The 25,231-nt window shown below is 62.0% G+C and carries 29 protein-coding genes and 3 pseudogenes; 17 read left to right on the forward strand and 15 right to left on the reverse strand.

Translation table 11 applies throughout. The annotated features are described in order from the left end of the window. Positions 1-79 precede the first annotated feature (79 nt). From argE to ACDZ94_RS13450, 4 genes are read right to left on the reverse strand one after another with little or no spacing between them, the layout of a single operon-like run. Positions 80-1,225, reverse strand: a complete 1,146-nt coding sequence (gene argE / locus ACDZ94_RS13435) for an acetylornithine deacetylase (RefSeq protein ID WP_432750279.1) — start codon at positions 1,223-1,225, stop codon at positions 80-82. Further along, complete coding sequence (locus ACDZ94_RS13440; RefSeq protein WP_432750280.1) at positions 1,222-1,899, reverse strand: DUF1028 domain-containing protein; 678 nt, start codon at positions 1,897-1,899, stop codon at positions 1,222-1,224. The genes argE and ACDZ94_RS13440 overlap by 4 nt, the downstream gene beginning before the upstream one ends. Before the next feature lie 10 nt (positions 1,900-1,909). Further along, complete coding sequence (locus ACDZ94_RS13445; protein ID WP_003207327.1) at positions 1,910-2,320, reverse strand: RidA family protein; 411 nt, start codon at positions 2,318-2,320, stop codon at positions 1,910-1,912. A gap of 22 nt (positions 2,321-2,342) precedes the next feature. After that, on the reverse strand, positions 2,343-3,674 hold the full coding sequence (locus tag ACDZ94_RS13450) for a flavin-containing monooxygenase (protein WP_432750281.1): 1,332 nt from the start codon (positions 3,672-3,674) through the stop codon (positions 2,343-2,345). Between the two features lie 214 nt (positions 3,675-3,888). Here ACDZ94_RS13450 and ACDZ94_RS13455 point away from each other — a divergent pair, with 214 nt between their 5' ends. Continuing rightward, positions 3,889-4,323, forward strand: coding sequence for a GNAT family N-acetyltransferase (locus ACDZ94_RS13455; RefSeq protein WP_432750282.1), 435 nt, complete (start codon positions 3,889-3,891; stop codon positions 4,321-4,323). 12 nt (positions 4,324-4,335) lie between these two features. Continuing rightward, positions 4,336-4,809 (forward strand): annotated as a pseudogene (locus ACDZ94_RS13460) (GNAT family N-acetyltransferase). A 136-nt stretch (positions 4,810-4,945) separates the two neighbouring features. Here the strand turns inward: ACDZ94_RS13460 and ACDZ94_RS13465 are convergent. Further along, entirely contained in the window at positions 4,946-5,428 is a 483-nt protein-coding gene (locus ACDZ94_RS13465) for an HIT family protein (RefSeq protein ID WP_432750283.1), read from the reverse strand. Positions 5,429-5,568: 140 nt separating this feature from the next. On the opposite strand from ACDZ94_RS13465, the gene ACDZ94_RS13470 reads away from it, so the two are divergent. Beyond that, complete coding sequence (locus tag ACDZ94_RS13470) at positions 5,569-5,898, forward strand: DHCW motif cupin fold protein (protein ID WP_432750284.1); 330 nt, start codon at positions 5,569-5,571, stop codon at positions 5,896-5,898. 238 nt (positions 5,899-6,136) lie between these two features. Here the strand turns inward: ACDZ94_RS13470 and ACDZ94_RS13475 are convergent, their stop codons facing one another. Together ACDZ94_RS13475 and ACDZ94_RS13480 are read right to left on the reverse strand one after the other, a co-directional pair. Beyond that, positions 6,137-6,613, reverse strand: a complete 477-nt coding sequence (locus ACDZ94_RS13475) for a copper chaperone PCu(A)C (protein ID WP_432750285.1) — start codon at positions 6,611-6,613, stop codon at positions 6,137-6,139. Further along, complete coding sequence (locus ACDZ94_RS13480) at positions 6,613-7,221, reverse strand: SCO family protein (RefSeq protein ID WP_053255622.1); 609 nt, start codon at positions 7,219-7,221, stop codon at positions 6,613-6,615. The genes ACDZ94_RS13475 and ACDZ94_RS13480 overlap by 1 nt, the downstream gene beginning before the upstream one ends. Before the next feature lie 194 nt (positions 7,222-7,415). Here ACDZ94_RS13480 and ACDZ94_RS13485 point away from each other — a divergent pair, with 194 nt between their 5' ends. Further along, entirely contained in the window at positions 7,416-7,799 is a 384-nt protein-coding gene (locus ACDZ94_RS13485) for a DUF2946 domain-containing protein (RefSeq protein ID WP_432750286.1), read from the forward strand. A gap of 62 nt (positions 7,800-7,861) precedes the next feature. Beyond that, positions 7,862-8,407, forward strand: coding sequence for a putative natural product biosynthesis protein (locus ACDZ94_RS13490; RefSeq protein WP_432750287.1), 546 nt, complete (start codon positions 7,862-7,864; stop codon positions 8,405-8,407). 111 nt (positions 8,408-8,518) lie between these two features. Here the strand turns inward: ACDZ94_RS13490 and ACDZ94_RS13495 are convergent, their stop codons facing one another. The 3 genes and pseudogenes from ACDZ94_RS13495 to ACDZ94_RS13505 all read right to left on the reverse strand — a co-directional run bounded on the left by ACDZ94_RS13495 (position 8,519) and on the right by ACDZ94_RS13505 (position 9,707). Continuing rightward, entirely contained in the window at positions 8,519-8,806 is a 288-nt protein-coding gene (locus ACDZ94_RS13495; protein WP_432750288.1) for a hypothetical protein, read from the reverse strand. Positions 8,807-8,866: 60 nt separating this feature from the next. After that, positions 8,867-8,974 (reverse strand): annotated as a pseudogene (locus tag ACDZ94_RS13500) (general stress protein); the annotation flags it as partial. A 175-nt stretch (positions 8,975-9,149) separates the two neighbouring features. Next, positions 9,150-9,707, reverse strand: coding sequence for an ATP-dependent Clp protease proteolytic subunit (locus ACDZ94_RS13505; protein WP_064451927.1), 558 nt, complete (start codon positions 9,705-9,707; stop codon positions 9,150-9,152). A 160-nt stretch (positions 9,708-9,867) separates the two neighbouring features. Here ACDZ94_RS13505 and ACDZ94_RS13510 point away from each other — a divergent pair, with 160 nt between their 5' ends. Then, positions 9,868-10,074 carry a hypothetical protein gene (locus ACDZ94_RS13510; RefSeq protein WP_064451928.1) on the forward strand — a complete coding sequence of 69 codons (207 nt, stop codon included), beginning with the start codon at positions 9,868-9,870 and terminating at the stop codon, positions 10,072-10,074. Positions 10,075-10,134: 60 nt separating this feature from the next. Here ACDZ94_RS13510 and ACDZ94_RS13515 read toward each other — a convergent pair whose 3' ends face one another. Next, positions 10,135-10,695 (reverse strand): type 1 glutamine amidotransferase domain-containing protein, encoded by a 561-nt coding sequence (locus ACDZ94_RS13515; protein ID WP_432750289.1) that lies wholly within the window; start codon positions 10,693-10,695, stop codon positions 10,135-10,137. A gap of 29 nt (positions 10,696-10,724) precedes the next feature. Then, entirely contained in the window at positions 10,725-11,228 is a 504-nt protein-coding gene (locus tag ACDZ94_RS13520; RefSeq protein ID WP_064451930.1) for a DUF4142 domain-containing protein, read from the reverse strand. A 202-nt stretch (positions 11,229-11,430) separates the two neighbouring features. On the opposite strand from ACDZ94_RS13520, the gene ACDZ94_RS13525 reads away from it, so the two are divergent. Genes ACDZ94_RS13525 through ACDZ94_RS13535 form a run of 3 tightly spaced genes read left to right on the forward strand, consistent with a single transcriptional unit; the run spans position 11,431 to position 12,814 of the window. Next, entirely contained in the window at positions 11,431-11,655 is a 225-nt protein-coding gene (locus ACDZ94_RS13525; RefSeq protein WP_064451931.1) for a hypothetical protein, read from the forward strand. Positions 11,656-11,657: 2 nt separating this feature from the next. Beyond that, entirely contained in the window at positions 11,658-12,089 is a 432-nt protein-coding gene (locus ACDZ94_RS13530; RefSeq protein ID WP_064451932.1) for a hypothetical protein, read from the forward strand. Continuing rightward, complete coding sequence (locus tag ACDZ94_RS13535; RefSeq protein ID WP_407017492.1) at positions 12,086-12,814, forward strand: DUF72 domain-containing protein; 729 nt, start codon at positions 12,086-12,088, stop codon at positions 12,812-12,814. The genes ACDZ94_RS13530 and ACDZ94_RS13535 overlap by 4 nt, the downstream gene beginning before the upstream one ends. Here the strand turns inward: ACDZ94_RS13535 and ACDZ94_RS13540 are convergent. Further along, complete coding sequence (locus ACDZ94_RS13540) at positions 12,779-13,564, reverse strand: DeoR/GlpR family DNA-binding transcription regulator (protein ID WP_407017491.1); 786 nt, start codon at positions 13,562-13,564, stop codon at positions 12,779-12,781. The two genes, ACDZ94_RS13535 and ACDZ94_RS13540, sit on opposite strands and share 36 nt — an antisense overlap. 121 nt (positions 13,565-13,685) lie before the next feature. On the opposite strand from ACDZ94_RS13540, the pseudogene ACDZ94_RS13545 reads away from it, so the two are divergent. Beyond that, a pseudogene (locus tag ACDZ94_RS13545) lies at positions 13,686-14,847 on the forward strand (alpha-hydroxy acid oxidase). Between the two features lie 192 nt (positions 14,848-15,039). On the opposite strand, the gene ACDZ94_RS13550 reads toward ACDZ94_RS13545, so the two are convergent. Continuing rightward, positions 15,040-15,966, reverse strand: a complete 927-nt coding sequence (locus ACDZ94_RS13550) for an alpha/beta hydrolase (RefSeq protein WP_221294477.1) — start codon at positions 15,964-15,966, stop codon at positions 15,040-15,042. 162 nt (positions 15,967-16,128) lie between these two features. Between ACDZ94_RS13550 and ACDZ94_RS13555 the strand changes: the two genes are divergently transcribed. Then, positions 16,129-16,269 carry a hypothetical protein gene (locus ACDZ94_RS13555; RefSeq protein WP_432750290.1) on the forward strand — a complete coding sequence of 47 codons (141 nt, stop codon included), beginning with the start codon at positions 16,129-16,131 and terminating at the stop codon, positions 16,267-16,269. On the opposite strand, the gene ACDZ94_RS13560 is transcribed toward ACDZ94_RS13555, so the two are convergent. Further along, positions 16,248-17,399 (reverse strand): GGDEF domain-containing protein, encoded by a 1,152-nt coding sequence (locus ACDZ94_RS13560; protein ID WP_064451937.1) that lies wholly within the window; start codon positions 17,397-17,399, stop codon positions 16,248-16,250. The two genes, ACDZ94_RS13555 and ACDZ94_RS13560, sit on opposite strands and share 22 nt — an antisense overlap. A gap of 116 nt (positions 17,400-17,515) precedes the next feature. Here ACDZ94_RS13560 and ACDZ94_RS13565 point away from each other — a divergent pair, with 116 nt between their 5' ends. The 6 genes from ACDZ94_RS13565 to ACDZ94_RS13590 all read left to right on the forward strand — a co-directional run bounded on the left by ACDZ94_RS13565 (position 17,516) and on the right by ACDZ94_RS13590 (position 25,218). Beyond that, positions 17,516-18,103, forward strand: coding sequence for an NUDIX domain-containing protein (locus ACDZ94_RS13565; protein ID WP_064451938.1), 588 nt, complete (start codon positions 17,516-17,518; stop codon positions 18,101-18,103). Positions 18,104-18,109: 6 nt separating this feature from the next. Further along, on the forward strand, positions 18,110-19,273 hold the full coding sequence (locus tag ACDZ94_RS13570; protein ID WP_432751500.1) for a lipase family protein: 1,164 nt from the start codon (positions 18,110-18,112) through the stop codon (positions 19,271-19,273). 222 nt (positions 19,274-19,495) lie between these two features. After that, entirely contained in the window at positions 19,496-20,113 is a 618-nt protein-coding gene (gene lexA / locus ACDZ94_RS13575; RefSeq protein ID WP_064451939.1) for a transcriptional repressor LexA, read from the forward strand. Beyond that, complete coding sequence (gene imuA, locus ACDZ94_RS13580; RefSeq protein ID WP_064451940.1) at positions 20,113-20,727, forward strand: translesion DNA synthesis-associated protein ImuA; 615 nt, start codon at positions 20,113-20,115, stop codon at positions 20,725-20,727. Before lexA ends, imuA begins: the two co-directional genes overlap by 1 nt. Positions 20,728-20,734: 7 nt before the next feature. Further along, positions 20,735-22,150, forward strand: coding sequence for a Y-family DNA polymerase (locus ACDZ94_RS13585; RefSeq protein ID WP_064451941.1), 1,416 nt, complete (start codon positions 20,735-20,737; stop codon positions 22,148-22,150). Further along, positions 22,126-25,218, forward strand: coding sequence for an error-prone DNA polymerase (locus tag ACDZ94_RS13590; protein ID WP_262667594.1), 3,093 nt, complete (start codon positions 22,126-22,128; stop codon positions 25,216-25,218). Before ACDZ94_RS13585 ends, ACDZ94_RS13590 begins: the two co-directional genes overlap by 25 nt. Positions 25,219-25,231: the final 13 nt, after the last annotated feature.

The raw sequence follows: 25,231 nt of genomic DNA on the forward strand, positions 1-25,231 counted from the left end.
GTGTTGGCGGGTACACCGCCATCGCAGGCAAGCCAGCTCCCACAGGAGAGCTGTGTTGCCCATTGGGGGTGTGTTCGGCTCAGGTGCGGATCGAGTCGAGCATGCGCTGCAGCATGGCGTCACAGCCTGCCAACTGCTCGATACTCACAAACTCATCCGGCTTGTGCCCCTGGTCCATACTCCCGGGCCCGCACACCACCGTGGGAATGCCCACTGCTTCAAACAACCCGCCCTCGGTGCCGAATGCCACGGTGCCGAAGTCCCTTGAGCCGCTGAATGCCGCAATCAATTCCGCTGCCTGGCTGCGCTCATCGGTCACCAACCCCGGGTACGCCGACAGCTCGGTAAACCGGATCGCACTCTGCGCACTCACCGCCTGCATGCGCGGTAATACCTGTTGCAGGGCGTAGGCTTGCAGTTCCTCGGCCACTTCACCCGGGTCCATAGAAGGTAATGCGCGAATCTCGAAATCAAACCGGCAGTCTGCCGGGACGATATTCAGTGCTTTACCCCCGGCAATCACGCCGGTCTGCACGGTGCTGAAGGGCGGATCAAACCTCGGGTCCTGCGTCTGCCGCAGCCGCTGGCCAATTCGCCCCAGTTCACCGATCAAGTCGGCGGCATGCTCAATCGCGTTCACCCCAGACGGCGCATACGCCGAATGGCAGGCCTCGCCATGCACGTCGCAGCGCATCGCCAGCTTGCCCTTATGGCCGAGCACCGGTTTCAGTTCAGTCGGCTCGCCGATGATGCACAGCATCGGTTTCACCGGCCGTTGCTCCAACACCGCGAGCAACGAGCGTACGCCCAGGCAGCCGACTTCCTCGTCGTAAGACAGGGCGATATGCACCGGTAGGCGCAAGTTGGCCTTGACCAACGCCGGCACCAGCGCCAGCACACACGCGATGTAGCCCTTCATGTCCGCCGTGCCACGGCCAAACAACTTGCCGTCGCGCTCGGTCAATTCAAACGGCGGCAGCGTCCACGGCTGGCCGTCCACCGGCACTACGTCGGTGTGCCCCGACAGCACAATGCCCGGCAACTCCACCGGACCGATGCTGGCGAACAGGTTGGCCTTGCTGCGTTCCGCGTTGTAGACCAGCTCACTGGCCACGCCGTGCCCCGCCAGGTAATCGCGCACGAACGCGATCAGCAACAGGTTGGATTCGCGGCTGGTGGTATCAAACCCCACCAGCGCGCGCAGCAACTCGCGGCTGCTGCTCATCGGTCGTCTCCGGCTACGCCGTAACCGGGGGAACGGTCGGGGGCGAGGGCGCGGTCGATGTAGTCCTGCACTTGCGGGCGGTAGGCGTCCCAGAGTTTTTGCAGTTCGCCGATGGGGTGCGCATCGGCCCAATCCACCCGCAGGTTGATGATTGGCCAGGTCAGCTCGCCCACCACCACCAGTGCGGCGGAATGCACCGGCCCGGCTTCGCCACCGGCGGCGATGGCGGCGTGCATCGCCGCCAGCAGGCGGTCTGCCAACTGGCCTTCGCCGTGCTCGAAGGCCTTGACCATCGCTTCGATCACTGCGCGGTCGGCGAGCATGTTGCCCGCCGCCACGCACTGTTCGCCCGATACGGCATTGTGCGTGCCGAGGGTTTCACTGCCGCTGAAATGCACACTGCGGCCCAGGTGATCAATCGCCGTCAGCTGCCGGTATTGGCTGTAGCCGTTGCGCGTCAGGGCTTTGTCGACGGCCTCGGCCGGCGCCAGGCCTTGTTCGAGCAGGTCGAGCACGTCCGGGCCCAGCGCCGGCAGGGTGATGTTCTGGGTCGAGACCGCGCCCACACCGGGCCGCAGCCAGGGGCAGCGGGCGCCCACGGCGATGCTCGATGAGCTGATGGCGATGCCCAGCTGGCCGGTGTCCGCGCAACGGGCGACGATTGAAAAGGTCATGGGTGGCTCCTTATTCGGGGATGACCGCGATCACGTCAATTTCCATCAGCCACTGCGGCTGGCCCAGGGCCGAGACCACCAGCCCGGTGGAGATCGGGAACACGCCTTTGAGCCATTTGCCGACTTCCTGGTACACCGGCTCGCGGTAGCGTGGGTCGATCAGGTAAGTGGTGGTCTTGACGATATGGCTCAGGTCGCTGCCAGCTTCTTCAAGCAGTTGCTTGACGTTTTTCATCGCCTGTTCGGCCTGGGCACGCGGGTCGCCGAGGCCAATCAGGTTGCCGTCGAAATCGGTGCCCACCTGGCCGCGCACATACACGGTGTTGCCGGCGCGCACGGCCTGGCACAGGTCGTTGTCGAGGCTTTGGTTAGGGTAGGTTTCCTTGGTGTTGAACATGCGGATGCGAGTGTGAGTAGGCATCAAAAAACTCCAGAAAAAAGGATCAGGCGCTGACAGGGGCGGTGTGAACAACCGGTGCGGCTTCGCGGTACTCAAGGTATTGGCGCTGGATGGCGATGTGGTCGGCCACGTACTTGGCGTCATGCCACACGCCCCAGATAAACGATGAGCCACGGCGCGACTGCCACGGCAAGCCGAGGAAGTAGATGCCCGATTCGCTGGCCACGCCGCGCTGGTGCTGCGGCTTGCCGGCGGCGTCAAACGCATCGACTTTCAGCCAGCTGTAATCCACGGCAAACCCGGTGGCCCAGATGATCGAGGTGATACCGGCCTCGGCCAGGTCGAGCTCAAGGATCGGGTGTTTGATGCATTCGGCGTCGGGGAACACGCGGCGGGCTTCGGGTTCCACGGGCAGGTCGAGGCCGTTGCGCTCGATATAGGCATCCGCCGCTTCCAGCAGCGCCAGGTAGTTCTCATCGCCGCGTGCCAGGTTGTCCACCAGGTTGGGCTGGAAGGTGGCGGTGCTGCCATTGAACGCTTGCGTGAGGCCAACCAGGGTCATGCCTTGCTGGGCCAGTTCACGGAAGTCGATGGTCTTGCCGCCGTGGGCGCCGCTCACGGCGATGGTTACGTGCTCGCGGCCGGGTTTCATCGCGGCCTGATCCCACTCGCCCAACACGCCCAGCCACCAGCAGAAATCACGGTTGCGATAGGCCCGCGGCGGGCGGTCATGGGCGCCGACCGACAGGTACACCCGGCGCCCGGCGCGCTGCAATTCATCGGCGATCTGCACGCCGGACGAACCGGCGCCCACCACCAGCACCGCGCCTGCCGGCAGTTGCGCCGGGTTGCGGTAGTCGGCGGAATGGATCTGGTGCAGCGCGGTGTCTTTAGGCGCGATGGCCGGAATCACCGGTTTCTGGAACGGCCCGGTGGCCGCGACGACGCGGTTGGCTTCGATCACGCCGTCGCTGGTGTGCACGGTAAAGCCCGGGCGGCCGACATTGCGTACCACGGAGGTTACGTCCACACCGGTGCGAATCGGCGCATTGAATTTGCGCGCATAGGCTTCGAAGTAATCCGCCACGCGTTCTTTCGGCGCGAAGCCATCGGCAGCGACGTCGTCGAATTCAAGCCCCGGAAAGCGGTCATGCCAGGCCGGCCCGTTGGCCACCAGCGAATCCCAGCGCCCGGTGCGCCAGCGCTCGGCGATACGGCTGCGCTCCAGCACCAGGTGCGGCACGCCTTGCTTGCTCAAGTGCTCGCTCATGGCCACGCCAGCCTGACCGGCTCCCACCACCAGGGTGTCTATTGTTGTTATTGCTTGCGTCATGTGTCTGTCCTTGCGTAATGCAGTTGGATTCAGCTTGGGCATGACTTCAAGGTAGGGGGAGGGCGGTTTTTAATAAAATATTATTAAGCTGGGAACAGAGCATAAATATCGGATGCAGAGGCGGTGGATAGGTTTATCAACCACCCTGAATCCTCTGTGGGAGTGGGCTTGCCCACGATTGCAGTCGTCCAGGTGATAGAGTCCCGACTGACCCACCGCCATCGCGGGCAAGCCCGCTCCCACAAGGTTTCATGCCATGCCTACGATCCGCGTCATGACCCCAACCGACTACGACGCTGTGCTCGAACTGATGCAAAACACCCCCGGTATTTCCCTGCGTGACGCCGACTCCCGCGAGGCCACGCAGCGTTATCTGGCGCGTAACCCGCAGATGAGTTTTGTCGCCGAAGCCGAGGGCCGGTTGATCGGCTGTGTGATGTGCGGCCATGATGGGCGTCGCGGGTATTTGCAGCACCTGCTGGTGTTGCCGGACTATCGTCGCCAAGGCGTCGCCCAAGCGTTGGTGCAACGCTGCCTCGCTGCGCTGGCGCAGCAGGGCATTCACAAATGCCACCTCGACGTTTTCAAAACCAACACCCACGCGGCCGAGTATTGGCAAGGGCAGGGGTGGACACTTCGAACGGATATCGACCGTTATTCATTCACCCGAAAGGGCAATGAAAACGCATGAAAGGACAACGCAATGCTCGAGATCAAACGGGCCACGCCCGACGACGCCAACGCCGCGTTTAACATCCGCCGCGAAGCCATTCGTAGCCAATGCATCGGCGCCTACACCGCTGAACAAATGGCGCTGTGGACGCGTGGCTCCGCTGAGGACGGCTACAGCGTGCTGATGGACAAGCCGTTTTACCTGGGCTGGGTACAGGGTGAACCGGTCGCCACCGGCATGCTCGACCTCGACAACAACGAAGTGGGCGCGCTGTTCGTGCTGCCTGCGTTCACCGGTCGCGGGTACGGCAAGAACATGCTGGACCATCTGGAAAAGATCGCGCGGGAATCAGCGATTGAACAGGTGGTGCTGGACGCCACGTAGAACGCGGCGAGCTTTTACAGGGCGTGCGGGTATGTGGGCGATGAGCAGGCGGTGTATCACTCGCCGTCGGGATTAACGTTGGCGTGCATCCCGATGGTAAAGCGGCTGTCTGCGATGTAATGAACACCGCCGAACCCCTGTGGGAGCTGTCGAGCCCCGGCGAGGCTGCGATGGCGGCGGCACTGTCAAAATAGTTGCCGCCTGATACACCGCTATCGCAGCCTCGCTAAAGCTCGACAGCTCCCACACTTGATCTTCACTCGACGCTGAAGGCCGCACGCAGCCGCTCAATCACCTGCTCGACCGAAGCCCCCTGAATCATTGGCGGCGTCAGGCTCTCGCCAAACTCGCGCCACACAAACAACGTCAACTCCGCCCCATCGGTAAGCGCCTGTTCGTGTGCGCCAAAACCTTGCAGCACCCGATACCGCTCATCCCGCCAAAACGCCTGTTCCACCCAGTCATACACCGGGATGAAATGAAAATGCAGTGGAAAGCCCGGCATATGCCCATAGCGGCTGATATACAGCCATTTCGGCTGCAGCTGTGCCTCCATCACCCGTTGGGTGTTCGCCAGTAAGCCACCCAGCTCCGCGAGTGCGGCTTCGGGCATGTCGGCGAGGGTGTCGATGGCGGCTTTGGCGCCGAGCATCAGGTAACCCGGCAGCTTCGAGGCCAGGTGATGGTTGAGTAACCAGTGCTCGGTTTGATGAAGGATGAAAGCGGGGTCGATCTGCATAAACACGCGTCCATGAGAACAGGGCGGGCAGGATAACAAGCACGGGCGCCTGTATCGCGCAAAAGCGCGCGATCTGTGTCTACCCCTGCGTCTGCCGAGTGGATAGTGTCGAGCCCCGTTCACTGATTTGCGAGCACACGATGGAACTGACTGCCGTCCCGTTTAGCATCACCGACTGGTCCAGCCTCGACGCCGTGATCCATCCCGGCGTTACCGGCAATGCCCTGTGGCGCACTTGCCAGTTTGGCACCACCCGTGTGCGCATGGTCGAGTACACCCCCGGCTACCTGGCCGACCACTGGTGTTGGCGCGGCCACGTCCTGCTGTGCCTCGAGGGCGAGTTACATACGGAGCTGGAGGATGGCCGCCAGTTCACGCTGAAGGCCGGGATGAGTTACCAGGTAGGCAATGACATGGAAGGGCATCGCTCATCCACAGGCGTGGGGGCGAAGCTGTTTATTGTGGATTGAGCCTCACCCTTGCGAAACATCCTACCCAACTCCCGCGCCAAGCCAATGCTGAACTCAATCAACGGTGGAGCTGGCTTGCCTGCGATGGCATCGACGGTGTGTCACTGATGGGCCGGGTTGCCGCATCGCAGGCAAGCCAGCGCCCACAAAAAAGCGAATCTGCGGCGTACGCAAATTCGCTGTTGATCTAACCACTCAGGGCCAGGCGCGGTGCCGGGCTTTTGCTTACTGTTGCGGCTTAATGCATCTTGCTATGGTCCATGCCACCCATGTCGTTCAAGGCGCGGGCCGGCGCTTTCACGTCGATCGACTGCTTCTCGCCCTTGGCGTTTTCGACGGTCAGGGTCAGTGGCACCTGGTCGCCTTCCTTGATCTGGCCGGTCAGGCCCATCAGCATCACGTGGTAGCCCTCCGGGTCGAGCTTGATCGCTTTGTCGGCGGGCAGGGCGACCGCGTTCACCGGGCCCATGCGCATCACGTCGTCTTTCATGCTCATTTCATGGATCTGCACGTCCTTGGCCACCGGCGACGCCACGCTGAGCAATTTGCTGTCGCTGTCGGCGGTGAGGGTCATGAACGCGCCGCTGGACGGTTGGCCCGCCACGGTCGCGCGGACCCACGCGTCGGTCACTTGTACCTGGGCGCTGGCGTGTGCCGCGAGGCCCAGCAGGGTCAGGCCGAAGGTGATGCGCTTGAGGTGTTGAACGGCAGTCATTAGCAGACCTCCATGACGGTGAGCAGGTCTTCTGCGCACTCTTTAGCGGTAAGGGATGCCGACAGGCCCAGGCGCAGGTTGCCACGGGTGTCGAAGACGAAACTGGTCGAGGTATGGGACAGGGTGTAGGTGTCACCGGCGGGGATCTTTTCATAAAAGATCCCGAATTCCTTGGCGGCCACGGCGATTTCTTCCGGAGTGCCGTAGAGTGCTTCGAAGCTGGGGTCGAAGGCCTTGACGTAGCGGTCGAGCAGTTCCGGTGTGTCGCGCTCGGGGTCGAGGGTGATAAACACCACCTGCATGATCTCGCCGTCGCGGCCCATCAGCTTCTTGGCCTGGGCGGCGCGGGCCAGGGTGGTCGGGCACACGGCCGGGCACTGGGTGAAACCGAAGAACACCACCGGCATGAGGCCACGGAACGAGCTCAGGGTGACGGTTTCGCCGTCAGTATTCTTGAGCTTGAAGGTGCGGCCCATGATCTTGTCACTGAGGTCCTTGCCGTACTTGAAGTTCAGCTTGGGGCTGTAGTCACAGCCGCCCAGTAAACTGCCGAGGCCCAGCAGGCCCATACCGGTCAGCACTTTGCGGCGGGTGAATAACGTACTCATCAACTGTGCATCCTGTGAAACGCCTGCATTGCTCTGGATCTACACATCAGGCTTTGACAGCCAGGCATTGAAACGTAGAAACGAGGAGGGCGCCCAGTCTACCAACCCTGGCCAGCCCGCGTAATCTGCGACGTTCTGCCACAGGGGCGCGTGGCGCTTCATCCTTTTGCGGCTTCGATGGTAAAGTCGCCGCCATGAAATTGAGCCACCCTGACCGTTCGCTGATCGCCTGGGCCCTGTACTTTTGCGTGCTGATGAACCTGTTCGCCTGCGGTTTGGGGCATGGGCAAATGTTGGGCCAGCAGCTCAATGGCATCGGGGGGGCGTTCTGTTCGGTGGGCGGTAGCCAGGCGCCAGTTTCCGACAAAGGGTCAGGTATCCCGGCCTCCAGCAACATCTCGAACTACTTTGCCTGCCCGGTGTGCGCTGCCGTGACGGTGGCCATCGTGTTCCTCATCGGCCTGGCCTGGTTGCTGAGCCTTAAGCAAACCCCGCGCCCTACCCACGAGCGCCGCAACAAAGCCCCTCCGCGCTACTCATGGCCCTCGGCCAACCCTCGCGCTTCCCCCGCATTCTGACGTGTGCCTTGGGCCTCCTGTGATCAGGAGGCGTTCTATCGTCACGACTGTGAGTGCGTTTCATGAACCCTCTATTGCCTGCCGGCGCCAGCCGCCTGGTCAGCAAGGCGTCCCGTCGCTTGCGCGCGGAGCCGTTGCGGCCCGAATACCCCAGCAATTCCCGCTGCTTCGTGCATTTGGATGCACGCTTGTTGCCGCATTGGCATGCCTTGTTCGATATTTGCCCGGCACTGCTCAAGCTTGATCCGCCGGAGGGCTTGAACCTGTTTCGCAGCTTCATGACATGGGCCTATCGCAACCAGACGCCGCAGGATTGGACCTATCACCTGAATGTCTGCCGCTGGCTGCTCACGTCGCCGTATCGATTACAGATCGACGACGAACCCATTGAGGCGTTTATGGCGGCAGCGGCAGCCCGCTGGATCAATACCGATGAAAGCCAGGCTCAGGGCGTGGTTCTTGGCTGGCGCGATTCGACGGTGTTTGATTGGAAGAGCGCTGCGGTGGTCGGCGTCGAACAGCAGGTACTGCCGGCCCCTACAGGCGACTTTGCCTGGTGCCCGCTGACCCGGCAGGCGGGCTTCAGCGGCTGGTTGCCGGTGCCGTAGGGTTAAGGCGAACCCATTGCGCAACGCTGGCCACGACGATGCCTTGAGCGCAGGCCGGTGGCGGCCTCAATCGCGAAGCGTTTCGTCACGGCTTGAAGGCGATGCGGGCGGCTAGCTGCCGCTGCGCGTTGCCTTCTTCTTGGTCTTCTTGCTGGTGGGCTGCTTGTTTGACGAGCCACTGGTGGAGGCCTTTTCTTTCGGCGGTGTGTCAGCTTTTTTGGTGGAGTCCGAAGGGCTGCTGGGATAGGTGCCCGGAGGCAATGCGGAGCCGGCGAAGCGGTTGCCGTTAAGCGAGTTTGCCGGAGCGACATTATCGCCAAAAGCGGCGAAGGCTGGGCTTGCCAGCAGGGCCGTAAAACCGACGATAAGCAAAATCCTTTGGGAAGTACTGGTCTTCATGACGCTTTCCCCTTGATTAGGCCGAAGCCCGGAAAAAACCGGGCCCCGGTGGTGTTTCAATCAAGACTTCTTGCCGCCGCCGGCGCTGTGCGCGCCGCCTTTTTTACCGGCTTCAGAAGCCTTTTCACGGTCATTGGCAAAATTGCCGCCGGAGCCTTGACCACCGCTTTTGTGCGGGGTGTCCGGCTTGCCTTTGCCGCCTGCGCCTGTCGTGGTTTTTCCGTTAGTAGCCATTTCCAAATTCCTCATCAATGAGTGAATCAATTCAATGGTGTCGCTTAATTGGGAATGCGCCATCCAAATCAAAGTTTGAAAAAGTTCGCGAGCATGCGACGAGCGGTTATTACCCGCCGCTGACTTTCCAATGCTTGATGTCTTCGGAAAACACCACCTGCTTGACCTCATGGGCGATCCCGTAAGCCAGTGATTCATGGGCGGCAATGACTTTTTCCTCGGCCGACAGGCACTTGAAAATATCCAGCTGGGTATCGGCCTGGGTGGTCTCCAGCTCATAGATTTTCACATAGCGCGCCAAATCGTTATCCAGGCTCGACAGGTACTCGCGCAGGCGCTGGTGGTCCACCGAGCTTTGGCTGAAATACCAGTTCATCGGGTGGATCAAAAAACGCGAGTGCGGTGTGGTGATGCGACGGTTCGCCGCCAGGAACATGATGATGCCCATGGATTCGATATTGCCCGCGTTAATCGCGCACAACGGCACCGGCAGCGCCTTGAGGAAGGTGTAGAGGGTAAAGCCGAAATTGGTGCTGCCACCGGTGGTCGAGAGGTTCAGCAGCAGGGAACTGGCGCCTTCGTCAATCGCATCCAGGCAACAGTCGCGAAAGCGTTCGCTGGTACCCTGGTCGATCTGGCAGTGAAAGTGAATAACGTGCTCTGTCATCCTGAACCTCCGTAGTCCAACGCAAAAGAGGTAACTGGGGTTGAGTCTAGAAGGTTGCTCAAGATGCGCCGCGATGATTGGGCGTGAGTGCTGGCTGAAAATCAGATGGAACCCTGAAGCGATCTGCTTGACCTAACGCATAGACCTCAGGAGGTGAATCATGCAATTAGAATATATCTGGATCATTTTGGCAGTGGTTCTGCTGATTCTGGAATTGTGGGCGATCAACGTCGTTTTGCGCAGCACCGGTGGCTGGGAGACCAAAGGGTTGTGGTTGATCATTCTGATCTTCGTACCGCTGTTCGGGCTGATCGCCTGGGCCATGTTCGGGCCAAAACGCGAGATGCCTGAAGTTCGAAAAAACTGACGCTGAACCCGACTGAAAACAGGCGCCCAAGGGGCGCCTGTTTGCATTCCAGGCCCTGCGTTAACCTGCAACGGCCTTGGCAATCGCCTCGTTGAACGCCGGCAAGTCATCCGGTGTACGCGAGGTAATCAAGGTCCAGCCATTGGCGGTGCACGCTTTGACTTCGGCGTCGACCCAGCCGGCAGCGCCGGCATTTTCGAGGTCGATGCGTACGCTCTTGTAGGAGGTCAAGGTCTTGCCCTTGATCACCCCCGCGTCGATCAGCGCCCAGGGTCCATGACAGATTGCTGCGATGGTTTTGCCGGCCTTGACGAAATCGTTGATCAGTTTCAACGCTGCCGCATCCTGGCGCAGGGTGTCGGCATTGACGGTGCCGCCAGGGATGACCAGGGCGTCAAAGTCGCTGCTGGTGACATCCGCGAGCTGCACGTCGGATTCCACGGCTTGATCCTTCTCGGTATCGCCGACGAAGGTCTGGGTGGTGCCACCTTTGCTGGAGGCGTGAGTGACAGTCGCACCGTAACCGCGCAGGGCTTGCAGCGGCTTGAGCAGTTCATCGCGCTCGATACCGGTGTTGGAGGTGATGATGAGGATGTTCTTGCCGTTGAGTTGCGAACTCATGGTCGAGTGTCTCCTAAGTCAGGGAAGGATCAATGGGCGTGATTGGCTTGCAGCTCCTTGGCCATTTTCAGGTGGGCTTCAAGGGTCGGCAGCGTTTTGGTGGCGAAGGCTTTCAACTCGGCGTTGTCCGAAGAAGCAGCTTCTTTCTTGAACAGTTCGACGGTTTTTTCGTGGGCCGCCACCTGGTTGTTGGCGTAGGCCTTGTCGAACGATTCGTCGCGCAGTTCCAGGATGGCCTTCTTGGCTTTGTCGGTCAGCGCGGCGTCATCGGGGACTTCGATGTCCAGCTTCTTCGCCAGTGCCGCCAGTTCCTGGTTGGCTTTGGTGTGGTCGGTGACCATGTGTTGGGCGAAAGTCTTCACGTCGCTCGCGCTGCTTTTTTCCAGCGCCAGCTTGCCGGCTTCCACCTCGGTGATACCGCCTTGGGCGGCGTCGTCGACAAAGCTGTTGGACGTGGCGGCCATGGCCGTGGTCATGGAGCCCGCAACCAGCACAAAGGTCAGGCCCATTTGTTTCATCAGCAGAGTAGTCATGGTGAATCTCCTTGAAATCGACAATGGCGTGATGCCGTACCTGATGGTTGAGCGAGTGCTGGAGCAAAAGGTTTAAATTAATTCGCAGTTATTTCGCCGGTGGCACTGGCGGGCAATTTCCTTGAACTAACCCAATTCGCAGGGCTCTGCTGCATAAGTGCCTGCCGATTTAGGTGGGCGTTCAACTGCCTGGAGATACACCGTGACCGATCACAAAACCGTCGATAAAACCCCGTCGCCCATCAGTTCGGAAGACGCGCAGAAAGGCACCGAAAAACCTGCCAAAGGGCAGACGCTGGAACGTGCGAACCCGCATACCGAAACCGTGGACAAGGTGCTGACGCCCACGTCGATCAAGGACACCGAGCGCCAGACCGACGCCATCAACGAGCAGGCCGCCAAGGCTGAGCGCAAGTTGGGCCACTGAGCATGGCTCGGTCCATTACGGCGTCTGAACTGGGCATCGAGCTCAAGCCCGGGGATGACGCCAGCCTGTTCAGATGGTTCATTGCCAGCTTCCTGATGGGCAAGCGTATCCAGGCGCCCATTGCGGCGCAGGCTTACAAGGTGATCGTGGAAGAGCAGGGCCGCGACACTGCGCGCAAGTTGCAGCACTGCACATCGCGTGAACTGGTCAGCATGCTCGGGCGCGCCCATTACGTGCGTTACGACGAAACCACGGCGCAGCGCTTGCTCGACCTCAGCGCCAAATTGAACGCCGAGTACGCCGGCAAAATCACCCATATTCGCAGCGCCAGCCAGGACCGTCAGGCTTTTGAAAAGCGCTTGGGCGAATTCGATGGCGTCGGGCCCAAGACGATCGAGATTTTCATGCGCGACGCGGCCACGGTGCTGTTTTGACGGCACGGCTGTATGTGGGGTGTGCCGGCTGGAGTTTGCCCCGCGAACGCTGGCCGGACTTTGCCGGCCAGGGCACGCATTTGCAGCGTTATGCAGCGCGTTTCAATGCGGTGGAAATCAACAGCTCGTTTTACCGCCCGCACCAGCCCAAGACTTACCAGCGCTGGGCGGAATCGGTGCCGCCGGCGTTTCGGTTTTCGGTCAAGGTGCCCAAGCGCATCACCCATGAACTGCGTTTACAGCACTGCGAGGCGGCGCTGGATGAGTTCCTTGGGCAGTGCCTGCATCTGGGGGAAAAGCTCGGCTGCCTGCTGGTTCAACTACCGCCTTCGCTGAGCTATGACCCCGTTGTGGCCGCAGGGTTTTTCAGTGCAGTGCGCCAGCGCTTTGCCGGTGCCGTTGTGCTGGAACCGCGCCATGCCACGTGGCTTGAGGCTCAAGCGTTGTTGGTGGAGATGCAGATGGGGCGCGTGGTCGCCGACCCAGCGGTGATCGACGCGGGCGTGGGTTGGCAGGGCGTACAGTATTGGCGCCTGCACGGTTCGCCGCGTATCTACCACAGCGCCTATGGCCCGCAACGGGTGCAGGCGTTCGCGCGACAGTTGAACCACGCTGTCGCAGCCGGCGTTCCCACCTGGTGCATCTTCGATAACACCGCCAGCGGCCACGCAGTGACCGATGCGTTGTGTCTAGTCGACCTCCACGCGCAGCACTTCCAGGCCTAACTGCTCATACGCCTCGACACTCGGCACATGCCACTCCGTGATAAGCGTATGGATTCGGTTGCACGGCGCGACCACAAAGGGTTCCACCGCGCCGAGCTTATCGGCCAGGGTCACGGCCACGACATGGGATGCGCTGTCGAGCAAGGCTTGTTTGACCGCTACTTCATCGAAATGCAGCGAGCTGATACCGACCTGTGGATGCAGCGCGCACACGCCGGTAAACAGCAGGTCGGCCTTGATGCTCTGGATCAGGCGCACGGCATCCTGGCCGCTGGTGGACAAGGTGGCGGGGTTGAGCTGGCCACCGGCGAGGATCACTTTTACCTCGGGATGATCCGCCAGGGCGATGGCGATCATCGGCGACGGCGTGACCACGGTCAGGCGGATCGAGCGCGGTAACGACTGGGCAATCTGCAGTGTGGTAGAGCCGGAATCGAACAGTACGATCTGGCCATCCTCCACCAGGTCAGCCGCCAGTTGCGCGAGGTGGCGCTTGACCTCGTTGGTCTCGCCGACGCGGGTGAAGAAGTCCTTTCCGGTGTCTTTGGGCCGGGGCAGGGCGCCGCCGTGCACGCGTTGTAACAAGCCGGCAGCGGCGAGTTCGCCGAGGTCGCGGCGAATGGTGTCCTGGGACACGGCAAAGTGTTCAACCAGCTCAGACGCGGTGACTTTACCGTCGCGCTCCAGCAGCAACAGGATCTTTTGTTTGCGCAAAGAAGGCAGGTCGACAGCTTGGTGGGTGTTGTGCATGTTTGTGCTTCTTTTTGCGGGTTTATGCGAGATTAATCATCTGCCGAAGTAAACGCAATGGCTGGTTGCGCAGCCGATCGGCGGTTACTCTCTGCGCTCAGTTCAGGGAGAGGTGACCCAGATGTCGTTGATCACAACCATCGAAGACTTACGCAAACTGGCGCAGAAACGTGTCCCCCGGATGTTTTACGATTACGCCGATTCCGGCTCCTGGACTGAAAGTACCTACCGGGCGAATGAAAGTGATTTTGCCCGCATCAAATTCCGCCAGCGGGTGGCGCGCAATATCGATGAGCGTTCGATCCGCGCCACCATGATTGGCCAGGACATGGCCATGCCTGTCGCCCTTGCGCCCACTGGTCTGGCGGGTATGCAGCATGCCGATGGCGAGATCCTGACCGCCCGCGCCGCCGCCGCTTTTGGCCTGCGCTATACCTTGTCGACCATGAGCATCTGCTCGTTGGAAGACATTGCCGAACACGTAGGCCAGCCGTTCTGGTTCCAGCTGTATGTGATGCGTGATCGCGGGTTTATCGAGCAGTTGATCGAGCGCGCCAAGGCCGCCGGGGTGGACGCGCTGGTGCTGACTCTCGACTTGCAGATTCTCGGGCAACGCCATAAGGACTTGATCAACGGTCTGTCGGCGCCGCCCAAACTGACCCTGCCGAATATCCTCAACATGATGACCAAACCGCGTTGGGTGATGGGCATGCTGGGCACCCAACGTCGCGGCTTCGGCAATATCGTCGGGCATGTGAAAGGCGTGGCGGACATGAGTTCGCTGTCGTCGTGGACCGCCCAGCAATTCGACCCGCGCCTGAGTTGGGATGATGTGGAGTGGATCAAGAAATGCTGGGGCGGCAAGCTGATCATCAAGGGCATCCTTGATGTGGAAGATGCGCGCCTGGCGGCCAATTCCGGTGCGGATGCGTTGGTGGTGAGCAACCACGGTGGCCGTCAGCTGGATGGGGGCGCCGTCGAGCATCAGCCAGTTACCGGCGATTGTCGAGGCGGTGGGCAATCAGATTGAAGTGTGGCTCGACGGCGGCATTCGCTCCGGCCAGGACGTACTTAAAGCCATGGCATTGGGCGCGAAAGGCACCCTGATCGGCCGCCCGCATTTGTATGGTTTGGGGGCAATGGGCGAGGCGGGCGTGACCAAGGCCCTTGACATCATCGCCCGTGAGCTGGATGTGTCGATGGCACTGTGCGGCTATAACGATATACGCAATGTGAATCGCGAGATTTTGCTGCCGGGTACCTTTCCCACAGGCGTTTATTGAGCAAAAAAATCGTAAAAAAGTAAAAAGAGTTGTCCACGAAAACCGTGGGTATCTCTGTGGATAACTTTGCGAAGGCCCGGCAGGGTTGGCGATTTAACCCTCGGTTAATATTTGATCAACTGTCGGCGCGGGCCAGTATGGGCAGGGTTTACGCTTGACAGCCAAGCGCGAACCCAGTGCCGAAAAGCATTTTTATGAGTCGTCACCACGGCCTGTGGAGTGCGTGACCACCTGCGCCGGCCCCTTTGATCGCATCAGATTGTCCAGCGCCTGGCCATAACTGTGGCCGGCCAGGCTCATGCTGTTGTTATGGGTGGCGCCGGGCACCAGCAATAACCGCTTGGGTTCCTGGGCGGCTTCAAACAATTGTTGGCTGAAACGCGGTGGCACGTACTGGTCGGCGAGGCCATGCACGACCAGCAGGGGCATGTGCACGTCGGCAATCTTGTCGATGGAATCGAACTTCTGCGACAGCAACCAGCGCACCGGCAGCGAGGTATTGGCCACGGCTGCGGCCGCGTCCCCGAGTGAAGTGAAGGTGGACTCGATCACGAGCCCGCGCACGGGAACCGGCGTCTGTTTACTCAACTGCGCGGCCAGGTCGATGGCGACCGCACCGCCCAGTGAGTGCCCGTAGATCAGGCGTTTGCCGGGGTCGGGCTGCAACACCTGAAAGCGCTCCCAGGCAATGCGCGCGTCTTCATACACCGTGGTTTCCGAAGGCAGGTCACCGTGGCTTTGGCCAAAACCCCGGTAGTCGATGGCCAGCACCGAGAAGCCCAGCGCGTGCAATTGCTCAATGCGAAACAGTTGCCCGGTGAGGTTCCAGCGCACGCCGTGCAGGTAGAGGATCGCCGGCGCATCCTGCTTGTCCGCCGGGTACCACCAGCCGTGGAGGTTCTGCCCTGGTTTGAAACTGGCGGGCTTGATATCGAATTCCTGTACGGCCTTGGGCAGGCCGGTGTACCAACCGGCGGTGCCCGGCTCGATGCGAAACACCAGCTCGCGTTCCTTGTGTTGCAGCACCGCGCAGCCCACCGGCAGGCCGATGATCAGAATGGCCATGCACAGCAGGGGAAACCAGCGCAGGCCCAGGCGAGACAGAAAACGAGATGGCATGAAGGTTCCAGGACAAAGGCGAAGCACGCGTTTTACCAGATGGTGCAAGACCGCAGGAATTAATTCGACAGTCGACCCAGGGGTTTGCTTGCAAAGTGTTACCGCATTGAATGCCGCGTGCGCAGGTTGTTAGGGTGGGCGATCGAACAGGAAAGTACGCACATGGATTTCATAGGTAAAACGGCAATCGTCACCGGTGGCGCGCGCGGGCTGGCACAGGTAAAGGCGGGCAGCGCTGAAGACGTTGCGGCCCAGTTGCATCGCATCAAACAGCCGCCGGTTCAGGCTGCTGCCATCCCCTGAACCCGATTGCGTCCCTGTGCCTTGGCCAGGTACAGCGCCTGGTCAGCCTGGGAGAGCAAGTGCGAGAGGTCGTGGCCTGCCGCATCGGTGGTGACGATGCCGATGCTGACGCTCAAATAGCCAGGCGCCAGCAGGTCGAGTTCGGCAAATGCCTGGCGAATCCGCTCGGCGACGTGAAAGGCACCGGTTTCATCGCTGTCGGCGAGCAAGCAGGCGAACTCTTCACCGCCAATGCGTGCGAACACGTCGGCGTTGCGCAGCGCGGCTTCAGTCACCCGGCTGAACGCGATCAGCACTTTATCGCCCATTGGGTGGCCAAAGCTGTCATTCAGGCGCTTGAAGTGGTCCAGGTCGCACAGCAGCAGGGCCGCGCACTGGTTGCGACGGGCGCTGTCCGCCAAGAGTTTTTCTCCCTTGAGCATAAAGGCGCGGCGGTTGCCGACACCGGTCAGCGCGTCACTGAAGGCGGCGGCCTTGAAGCGCAGCTCGGCGCGCTCCTTGACCATCGCCAGCGTGACGTAGGCGATGCCGATGGCGTACAGCATGGACTCAAACAGCATGAGCGAGAAAAACGGTACGCCTTCGCCGCCCGATAGCTGGGCACTCTTGATGGGCAGGCCGGTGTCGGTAAATGCGCGGATAGCATAGAAACCGGTGTGCGACAGGGTCAGTACCAGCGCGGGTACATAGGCCACTTCCAGGCTATCGCGTTTGCGCCACAGCTCCAGGACCGACAGCACTCCATACCCTGCCGCCAGCAGTGAATACAGGGTGACCCGCGCCGATAACGAGGCATAGAACTGCGGCACCAGGCACACCAGCAGCCACAGCCCGGCACCGGCAAAGATGCCCGGCACACTGGGTGGTTTCTGCACGAAGGTACGCATGGCGGTCCAGTTCATCGCGGCACTGAGCAACAGCACCACGTTGCCGATGATCAGCGCGACGAAGTCCATGCCCATGCCGCGCACCACGATCAGCCCCGTGCCCAGGGAGGCGAGCAGCAGCATGATGCCGAGGTAGCCCAGGGTCGGCTCGCGGCCACGGCTCCAGGCATGCGCCGTGAGCAGGCCCATCAGGCAGAATACGAACACGGCCACTATCAGTAGCGTCGGGATGTGCAGCATCATTTCCTTGAACCCGCAGAGAGATCCTTCTTGGGGCGCGATTGTAGCGGCAACTCATCCGCTTGACGCTGGTATTGCCGCCGCGACATGCTCCTGTTCCTTTGAGCCAAGACCTGACCATGGAAAACAGCCCCGTTCGCATCACCGCCGAAGAGACCCTCTCGGACAACTGGTACCTTCTGAAAAAATACAGTTTTGACTTGCGCCGCCGAGATGGCACCTGGCAAGCCCAGACCCGTGAAGTGTATGACCGAGGCAACGGGGCGACCATCCTGTTGTACAACCGTGAGCGGCGCACGGTGCTGCTGATCCGGCAGTTTCGCATGCCCACGTTCGTCAATGATTACCCGGGTTACTTGATCGAAGCCGCGGCCGGTTTGCTGGACAACGCCAGCCCCGAAGAGCGCATTCGCCTGGAAGCCGAGGAAGAGACCGGCTACCGCGTGGGCCATGTGGAAAAAATCTATTCGGCGTTCATGAGTCCGGGGTCGGTGACCGAGCGGATTCACTTCTTTATCGGCGAGTACCAGCCGGCGGACCAGGTCGGCACGGGTGGCGGCCTGGAGGAGGAGGGCGAAGACATCGAGGTGCTGGAGCGGGGTTTTGAACAGGCGCTGGCGATGGTGCAGAGCGGTGAGATTGTGGATGGCAAAACCATCATGCTGTTGCAGCACCTTGAATTGCGCATGTTGAAAGAAGGGTGGTGACGCTTGATGCGCTGGTGTGCATTGCTGTGTGTGCTGGCGGCGGGCACTAGCCAGGCGGCCGATGCCTTCTATTTTTGGGCTGACCCTGTGCCGAAAACGCCGGGGACATTGTTGCGCAGCGAAGCACTGACGCCGCAGCAAAGCCTGGCCTCGGCCGCGCAGAACCTGCGGATTTTGTATGCCTCCACTGATGGCCTCGACGACACCACACCCATCGCGGTGTCCGGTGCGCTGTTCCTGCCCAAGGGCACACCCCCTGTGGGTGGCTGGCCGCTGATGGCCTGGGCCCATGGCACGGTCGGCAGCGCTGACCGTTGTGCACCGTCGCTTAACGAGCGCAGCCCACGGGATACGCGCTACCTCAATTATTGGCTCGACCAGGGCTACGCGATTGTGGCCACCGATTATCAGGGCTTGGGCACGCCGGGCCTGCACCCTTACGGGCTCACTCGGCCGCTGGCCTATGGCGTGCTGGACAGTATTCGTGCTGTGGGTGCGGCAGATTTCAAACTGTCCAGGCGCGTGGTGGTGTTCGGGCAGTCCCAGGGCGGTCGGGCGGCGTTTGCCACGGCGGTGTTGGCCAAAGGCTATGCGCCAGAGCTGGAGATTGTGGGGGTGGTGGCGACGGGGACGCCGTATGCCACCGCACACGCCCAAGGCCAAAGCCCGGAGCTTGAAAACGCCCGCCGTTCGGTGGTGCCCACGTTTGCCTATAACCTGTTGCGGCTGAGCACGGCCAGTTTGCTGGACCCCGCCTTTGTGCCGGCCGATTACTTGGCCGAACAGGCGCTGCCAGCGTTCAAAGCCAGTCAGGATGAGTGCCTGCATGCCATCGAGCAGCGGGTGGTGGCGGACGGGTTGACCTTTAACACCAGCTTCAAGCAGTCGCCCAAGGCGGCGCTGGAGCGGGTTAATCGGGCGTCGGCTTACCCCTCGTTGAAAACGGAAATTCCGATTTTTCTCGGCACGGGGGGCAAGGACCTTGATGTGTTTGTGCCGGGGCAGAAGGCGTTGGTACGGGATGCGTGCAAGGTTGGGGACCGGGTTGAATGGCATTTTTATCCGGAACTGGATCACTCCGCGACTGTTAATGGGTCTTTGGGCGATTCGACCGGGTTTGTTCGGCGGGCGTTTGCGGGGGCGGTGATTGGCGGAAATTGTGGGCGCTGATGTGTGTCGGCGCCCTGCACCGATGCGATGCGAGCACCTCGGTCTATCAGTGACATTCAGCCGATGCCATCGCAGCGGTTCGGCGGTCCGACAAGCCAGCGCCCACATTTGACCGAATCCGTTCCATGATCAGGTCGGCTGCCAGGCCGCCTCGCTTTCAAAAACCAACAACACCCACTCCCGACTACCGGCTATTGTCAGAAAATTCGCACAGGAGTACAAATGTACTCCATGACGACCTTAACCCCCCGCCGTACTGCCATCCTGACCTTTATCCGCGACCGTATCGCGCAACAAGGCCAACCCCCCAGCCTCGCCGAGATCGCCGAGGCGTTTGGCTTTGCCTCGCGCAGTGTCGCTCGCAAGCATGTGGTGGCCCTGACCGAAGCCGGCTTCATTGAGGTCAACCCCAATCAGGCGCGCGGTATCCGCCTGCTCAACCAACCGGCACGCCCCGAATGGCTGGACGTCCCCGTCCTCGGTCGCGTCGCGGCAGGCTTGCCCATCGGCGCCGACGCCGAAGTGCACAGTCGCCTGCAACTCGACCCTGGCACCTTCGCGAAAACCCCTGACTACCTGCTGCGTGTGCAGGGCGACTCAATGATCGAAGACGGCATCCTCGATGGCGATCTGGTGGGCGTACGCCGCAGCGCCGAGGCCTTGAATGGGCAGATTGTAGTGGCGCGCCTGGACGGCGAAGTCACCATCAAACGCTTCGAACGTCACGGCGACCATGTACGCCTGCTGCCACGCAACCCCGCGTATCAACCCATCGTGGTAGGCCCTGATCAGGACCTGGCTATCGAAGGGGTGTTCTGCGGCCTGGTGAGGCAAGGCTGATGGGCGCCGTCGTTGCACTGGACTCGCTGTTCAATGGCGGCCGAGTCTGGAAGGGCCGGCCTGCCGCACCAGCGGCCAGCGTGCATCCCACAGGGCTTGCGGCGCTGGATGCGGTGCTGCCCAGCGGCGGCTGGCCAGAATCGGCCTTGAGTGAAATCCTGATGGCCAAGGAGGGTGTCGGCGAACTGCAATTGGTACTGCCGACCCTGGCGCGCTTGTCGGCGGCAGGGGAGCGCATTGTGCTCGTGGCACCGCCCTACACCCCGTACCCTCACGCCTGGCAGAACGCCGGGGTGGATTTGCGCCAGCTCTCGGTGATCCAGGCCGAGGAACGTGATGCATTGTGGGCGGTGGAGCAGTGCCTGCGTTCCGGCAGCTGCGGCGCGGTGTTGTGCTGGCCGCGCAAGGCCGATGACCGGGCCTTGCGCCGCTTGCAGGTGGCGGCGGAAACCGGGCAGACCCTGGCGTTTGCCTGGCGATCCTTGAATGAGGCGGTCAACGCGTCGCCCGCCGCCTTGCGCCTGGCGGTCGAAGCCAGGCCTGCCCAGGTGCGGGTGCTCAAGTGCCGCGGTGGGCTGGCCCATCCGGCGCCGATTGCGCTGGCGGGGCACTGAGGTTGCCATGCGCTGGGTGTGTATTGTCTTCCCGCAATTGGCGCTGGACGGGGTGCAGCGTGTGCATCCCGAACCCGACCAACCGCTGGCGCTGCTGGCCGGTACGCCGCAGCGCCGTGTGCTGCAAACCGTCAATGACGCCGCGCGCGCCTTGGGTTTACGCCCCGGCCAATCCCTGACGGCGGCGCATGCCCTGGCCAAGACCTTTGCCAGCGCCGAATACGACCCCGCAGAGATCGAGCGTTGGCAGCAGTTTCTCGCCGCCTGGGCCTACCGTTTCAGTTCCCAGGTCAGCGTGTATTACCCGCGCGCCTTGTTGTTCGAGATCGAATCGAGCCTTGGGCTGTTCGGGCCGTGGCCGCAGCTCGAGGCGCGTTTGCGCCAGGAGCTGACCGAGCTGGGGTTTCGCCACCGTATCGTTGCCGCCCCCAACCCGGCGGCGGCGCGGGTGCTGGCGAATAGTTACGATGGCCTGGCCGTGGCCGATGATCACGCCTTGATGCAGGCGTTGGCGCCACTGCCCATCGACCGCGCCGGTCTCGACCCGCAGGCTGCCACGGCCTTGTCGCGCATGGGCCTGCGTACGTTGGCCCAGGTGCAGGCGTTGCCCCGGCATACCCTGGCACGGCGCTTTGACGCCGATTTGCTCAAGCACCTGGATGCGCTGAGCGGGCAGCGGCCGTTGGCCCTGGCGTTCTATCAGCCGCCGGACCGCTTCGATGTGCGCATCGAGTTGAATTTCGACGTGCAGTCCCACCAGGCGCTGCTGTTCCCCTTGCGTCGTTTAACTGGCGACCTGTCCGCCTTCCTGTGTGGGCGCGACAGTGGCGTGCAGCGTTTCGACCTGCATTTGGAACACGCCCAGGCGCCCGACAGCGTGATCAAGGTCGGCCTGCTCAGCGCCGAACGTGAGCCGGCGATGCTGTTTGAGCTGGCCCGAGGGCGCCTTGAGCAGGTGCAAGTCACCGCGCCGGTACGCGGCTTTCGCTTGGTGGCCCAGGACTTGCCGGTGTTTGTGCCGCAACGCCAGGACCTGTTCGACGATCGCCCGCAACAGACCTTGCCCTGGGCGCAACTGCGCGAACGCCTGCGTGCGCGTCTGGGCGATGAGGCGGTGCAAGGCCTGCGTTTTCACGCCGACCACCGCCCCGAATGCGCCTGGCAAGCGGCCGCCGACAACCGCGCGTGCCCGACCTTGAACAAGGTGCAACGCCCCGGTTGGTTGCTGCATGAACCGACCTTGCTGGCCGAGCACGGTGTACAGATTTTGATGGGCCCGGAACGCATCGAATCCGGCTGGTGGGATGGCGCCGATATCCGCCGCGACTATTACCTGATCCAGACCCGCGCCGGCCAGCAAGGCTGGGCCTATCGCACCGTGGGGCAAAGCGATGGGCTGTGGCTGCAAGGCTGGTTTGCATGAGCTACGCCGAGCTGCATTGCCTGTCCAATTTCAGTTTCCAGCGCGGCGCCTCCAGTGCGCTGGAGTTGTTCGAGCGCGCCAAGCGTCAGGGCTACAGCGCCCTGGCGATCACCGACGAATGCACGTTGTCGGGCATCGTGCGTGCCTGGCAGGCAGCGAAGGCGGTGGACTTGCCGTTGATTATCGGCAGCGAGATGCGCATCGAGAACGGCCCGAAACTGGTGTTGCTGGTGGAGGACCTTACCGGCTACCAGCACCTGTGCCGCTTGATTACCGTGGCCCGTCGCCGCGCCGAAAAAGGCCGCTATCGCCTGCTGCACGAGGACTTCGCACAACCGCTGCCCGGCCTGCTGGCGCTGTGGGTGGCCGAAGACAGCGACACCCAGGCCTCGATCCAATGGCTGCGCCACACCTTCGCCGAACGCCTGTGGCTGGCGGTGCATCTGCACTGCGGCCAGGACGATACGCGCCATCTGGAGCAGCGCTTGCACTTGGCCGCCAGCCTGCAGATTCCGGCGGTGGCGTGCGGCGATGTGCACATGCATGCGCGTGGCCGCCGCGCCCTGCAAGACACCATGACCGCTATCCGCCATCACGTGCCGGTGGCCGAAGCCGGCACGCGTTTACATCCCAATGGCGAACGGCACTTGCGCAGCCTGCAGGCCCTGGCCGCACTGTACCCGCAAGCCTTGCTTGACGAGACCTTGGCCATCGCACGTCGCTGCACCTTCGACTTGAGCCAATTGCGCTACCACTACCCGCGCGAGTTGGTGCCCGACGGCCATAACGCAAAATCCTGGTTGCGCGCCGTGACCGAAGAAGGCATCGCGCAGCGTTGGCCGCAGGGCGTCGATGCGAAGACCTTGCAGCAGATCAACCATGAACTGGAGCTGATCAGTGAGCTGGGCTACGAAAGCTATTTCCTCACGGTGCATGACATCGTGCGCTTCGCCCGCAGCCGCTCGATCCTGTGCCAGGGCCGGGGCTCGGCGGCCAACTCGGCGGTGTGTTTTGCCTTGGGCATCACCGAGATCAACCCGAGCCTGATGAATATGTTGTTCGAGCGCTTCCTGTCCAGGGAGCGCAACGAGCCGCCGGATATCGATGTCGATTTCGAACACGAACGCCGCGAAGAAGTGCTGCAGTACGTGTTCCAGCGCTACGGCCGCACCCGCGCGGCATTGACGGCGGTGGTCAGTTGTTACCACGCGGCCGGCGCGGTGCGCGATGTGGCCAAGGCCCTCGGCTTGCCGCCGGACCAGATCAATGCCCTGGCCGAGTGCTGCGGGCGCTGGAGCGAAGACGCGCCGCCGCTTGAGCGCCTGCGTGAAGGCGGCTTCGACCCGCAAAGCCCGATCCTGCGCCGGGTGCTCACGCTGACCCAGCAATTGATCGGCTTCCCTCGACACCTGTCCCAGCACCCCGGCGGCTTTGTGATTTCCGAATACCCGCTGGACACCCTGGTGCCGGTGGAAAACGCCGCCATGGCCGAGCGCACCATCATCCAGTGGGACAAGGACGACCTCGACGCCGTCGGCCTGCTCAAGGTGGATATCCTGGCGCTGGGCATGCTCAGCGCGATCCGCCGCTGTTTCGATTTGCTGCGCCGCCATCGCAACCTGAACCTGTCACTGGCGGACATACCCAAGGAAGATGCCGCCACCTACGCGATGATCAGCAAGGCCGACACCATCGGCGTGTTCCAGATCGAGTCGCGGGCGCAGATGTCGATGTTGCCGAGGCTGCGGCCGCAAACGTTCTACGACCTGGTGATTGAAGTCGCCATCGTACGGCCCGGGCCGATCCAGGGTGGCATGGTGCATCCGTATTTGCGTCGGCGGAACAAGGAAGAACCCACCACCTATCCTTCCCCGCAGCTCAAGGCGGTGCTGGAGCGTACCTTGGGGGTGCCGCTGTTTCAGGAGCAGGTGATGCAAATCGCCATGGTGGCCGCCGACTACGGCCCCGGCGAAGCCGACCAGTTGCGGCGCTCGATGGCTGCCTGGAAACGCCACGGAGGGCTTGAACCGCATCAGGAGCGCCTGCGCACCGGCATGCTCAAAAACGGCTACAGCGAGGCCTTTGCCGCGCAGATCTTCGAGCAGATCAAAGGCTTTGGCAGCTATGGCTTTCCCGAGTCCCACGCGGCCAGTTTCGCCTTGTTGACCTACGCCAGTTGCTGGCTCAAATGCCATGAACCGGCGGCCTTCGCCTGCGCGTTGATCAACAGCTGGCCCATGGGCTTCTACAGCCCGGACCAGATCCTGCAGGACGCGCGACGCCATCGGTTGCAGGTGCGCCCGGTGGATGTGCTGGCCAGTGACTGGGATTGCAGCCTGGAGCCCATCGACGGCCAGCAACCGGCGATTCGCATGGGCCTGCGCATGATCTCGGGGTTTCGCGAAGAGGACGCGCGGCGCATCGAAGTGGCGCGCCAATACCGGGCCTTCAGTGACATCGCCGACCTCGACGCGCGCGCCGGGCTGGATGCCCGGGCCCAAGCGTTGCTGGCAGATGCCGGTGCGTTGCGCGCGCTGGCCGGCAATCGACACGCCGCGCGCTGGGAAGTCGCTGGCGTACACAAGCAACTCGGGCTGTTTGCCGGCCTGCCCAGCCCTGACGAAGCCGTGGTAGAACTGCCGGAGCCCACGGTCGGTGAGGACTTGCAGGCTGACTACGCCACGGTTGGTACCACCCTTGGCCCGCACCCGTTGGCGTTGTTGCGCGATGAACTGCGTAAGCGGCGCTGTCGCAGCTCCCTGGAGTTGATGGCGGTGGCGCATGGGCGCAATGTCAGCGTTGCCGGCCTGGTCACCGGCCGGCAACGCCCAGGCACTGCCAGTGGCGTCACCTTCGTCACTCTGGAGGATGAGTTCGGCAATCTCAATGTGGTGGTCTGGCGCGACCTGGCTGAGCGTCAGCGCCAGGCCCTGGTCGGCTCGCGGCTGCTGAAAGTCGACGGGCGCTGGGAGGCGGTGGGCGAAGTACGGCACCTGATCGCTGGGCGTTTGACTGACCTGACGCCGTTGTTGGAAGGGATCAATGTGCGCAGTCGGGATTTTCACTAGTTGCCCATGTCTT

Source organism: Pseudomonas sp. UBT (assembly GCF_050915955.1).
Classification (GTDB): domain Bacteria; phylum Pseudomonadota; class Gammaproteobacteria; order Pseudomonadales; family Pseudomonadaceae; genus Aquipseudomonas; species Aquipseudomonas antarctica_A.

Excerpts from the sequence above, each read along its gene's own strand:
- ACDZ94_RS13585 (WP_064451941.1), top strand. The coding sequence starts at position 20,735 with ATGCGCTGGGTGTGTATTGTCTTCCCGCAATTGGCGCTGGACGGGGTG.
- ACDZ94_RS13520 (WP_064451930.1), bottom strand. The coding sequence starts at position 11,228 with ATGACTACTCTGCTGATGAAACAAATGGGCCTGACCTTTGTGCTGGTT.
- ACDZ94_RS13540 (WP_407017491.1), bottom strand. The coding sequence starts at position 13,564 with ATGCACAACACCCACCAAGCTGTCGACCTGCCTTCTTTGCGCAAACAA.
- lexA (WP_064451939.1), top strand. The coding sequence starts at position 19,496 with ATGTACTCCATGACGACCTTAACCCCCCGCCGTACTGCCATCCTGACC.
- ACDZ94_RS13515 (WP_432750289.1), bottom strand. The coding sequence starts at position 10,695 with ATGAGTTCGCAACTCAACGGCAAGAACATCCTCATCATCACCTCCAAC.
- ACDZ94_RS13505 (WP_064451927.1), bottom strand. The coding sequence starts at position 9,707 with ATGACAGAGCACGTTATTCACTTTCACTGCCAGATCGACCAGGGTACC.
- ACDZ94_RS13445 (WP_003207327.1), bottom strand. The coding sequence starts at position 2,320 with ATGCCTACTCACACTCGCATCCGCATGTTCAACACCAAGGAAACCTAC.
- ACDZ94_RS13570 (WP_432751500.1), top strand. The coding sequence starts at position 18,110 with ATGCGCTGGTGTGCATTGCTGTGTGTGCTGGCGGCGGGCACTAGCCAG.
- ACDZ94_RS13455 (WP_432750282.1), top strand. The coding sequence starts at position 3,889 with ATGCCTACGATCCGCGTCATGACCCCAACCGACTACGACGCTGTGCTC.
- ACDZ94_RS13440 (WP_432750280.1), bottom strand. The coding sequence starts at position 1,899 with ATGACCTTTTCAATCGTCGCCCGTTGCGCGGACACCGGCCAGCTGGGC.
- ACDZ94_RS13495 (WP_432750288.1), bottom strand. The coding sequence starts at position 8,806 with ATGAAGACCAGTACTTCCCAAAGGATTTTGCTTATCGTCGGTTTTACG.
- ACDZ94_RS13490 (WP_432750287.1), top strand. The coding sequence starts at position 7,862 with ATGAACCCTCTATTGCCTGCCGGCGCCAGCCGCCTGGTCAGCAAGGCG.
- ACDZ94_RS13510 (WP_064451928.1), top strand. The coding sequence starts at position 9,868 with ATGCAATTAGAATATATCTGGATCATTTTGGCAGTGGTTCTGCTGATT.
- ACDZ94_RS13485 (WP_432750286.1), top strand. The coding sequence starts at position 7,416 with ATGAAATTGAGCCACCCTGACCGTTCGCTGATCGCCTGGGCCCTGTAC.
- ACDZ94_RS13465 (WP_432750283.1), bottom strand. The coding sequence starts at position 5,428 with ATGCAGATCGACCCCGCTTTCATCCTTCATCAAACCGAGCACTGGTTA.
- ACDZ94_RS13475 (WP_432750285.1), bottom strand. The coding sequence starts at position 6,613 with ATGACTGCCGTTCAACACCTCAAGCGCATCACCTTCGGCCTGACCCTG.
- imuA (WP_064451940.1), top strand. The coding sequence starts at position 20,113 with ATGGGCGCCGTCGTTGCACTGGACTCGCTGTTCAATGGCGGCCGAGTC.
- ACDZ94_RS13560 (WP_064451937.1), bottom strand. The coding sequence starts at position 17,399 with ATGATGCTGCACATCCCGACGCTACTGATAGTGGCCGTGTTCGTATTC.
- ACDZ94_RS13530 (WP_064451932.1), top strand. The coding sequence starts at position 11,658 with ATGGCTCGGTCCATTACGGCGTCTGAACTGGGCATCGAGCTCAAGCCC.
- ACDZ94_RS13550 (WP_221294477.1), bottom strand. The coding sequence starts at position 15,966 with ATGCCATCTCGTTTTCTGTCTCGCCTGGGCCTGCGCTGGTTTCCCCTG.
- ACDZ94_RS13480 (WP_053255622.1), bottom strand. The coding sequence starts at position 7,221 with ATGAGTACGTTATTCACCCGCCGCAAAGTGCTGACCGGTATGGGCCTG.
- ACDZ94_RS13555 (WP_432750290.1), top strand. The coding sequence starts at position 16,129 with ATGGATTTCATAGGTAAAACGGCAATCGTCACCGGTGGCGCGCGCGGG.
- argE (WP_432750279.1), bottom strand. The coding sequence starts at position 1,225 with ATGAGCAGCAGCCGCGAGTTGCTGCGCGCGCTGGTGGGGTTTGATACC.
- ACDZ94_RS13450 (WP_432750281.1), bottom strand. The coding sequence starts at position 3,674 with ATGCCCAAGCTGAATCCAACTGCATTACGCAAGGACAGACACATGACG.
- ACDZ94_RS13470 (WP_432750284.1), top strand. The coding sequence starts at position 5,569 with ATGGAACTGACTGCCGTCCCGTTTAGCATCACCGACTGGTCCAGCCTC.
- ACDZ94_RS13565 (WP_064451938.1), top strand. The coding sequence starts at position 17,516 with ATGGAAAACAGCCCCGTTCGCATCACCGCCGAAGAGACCCTCTCGGAC.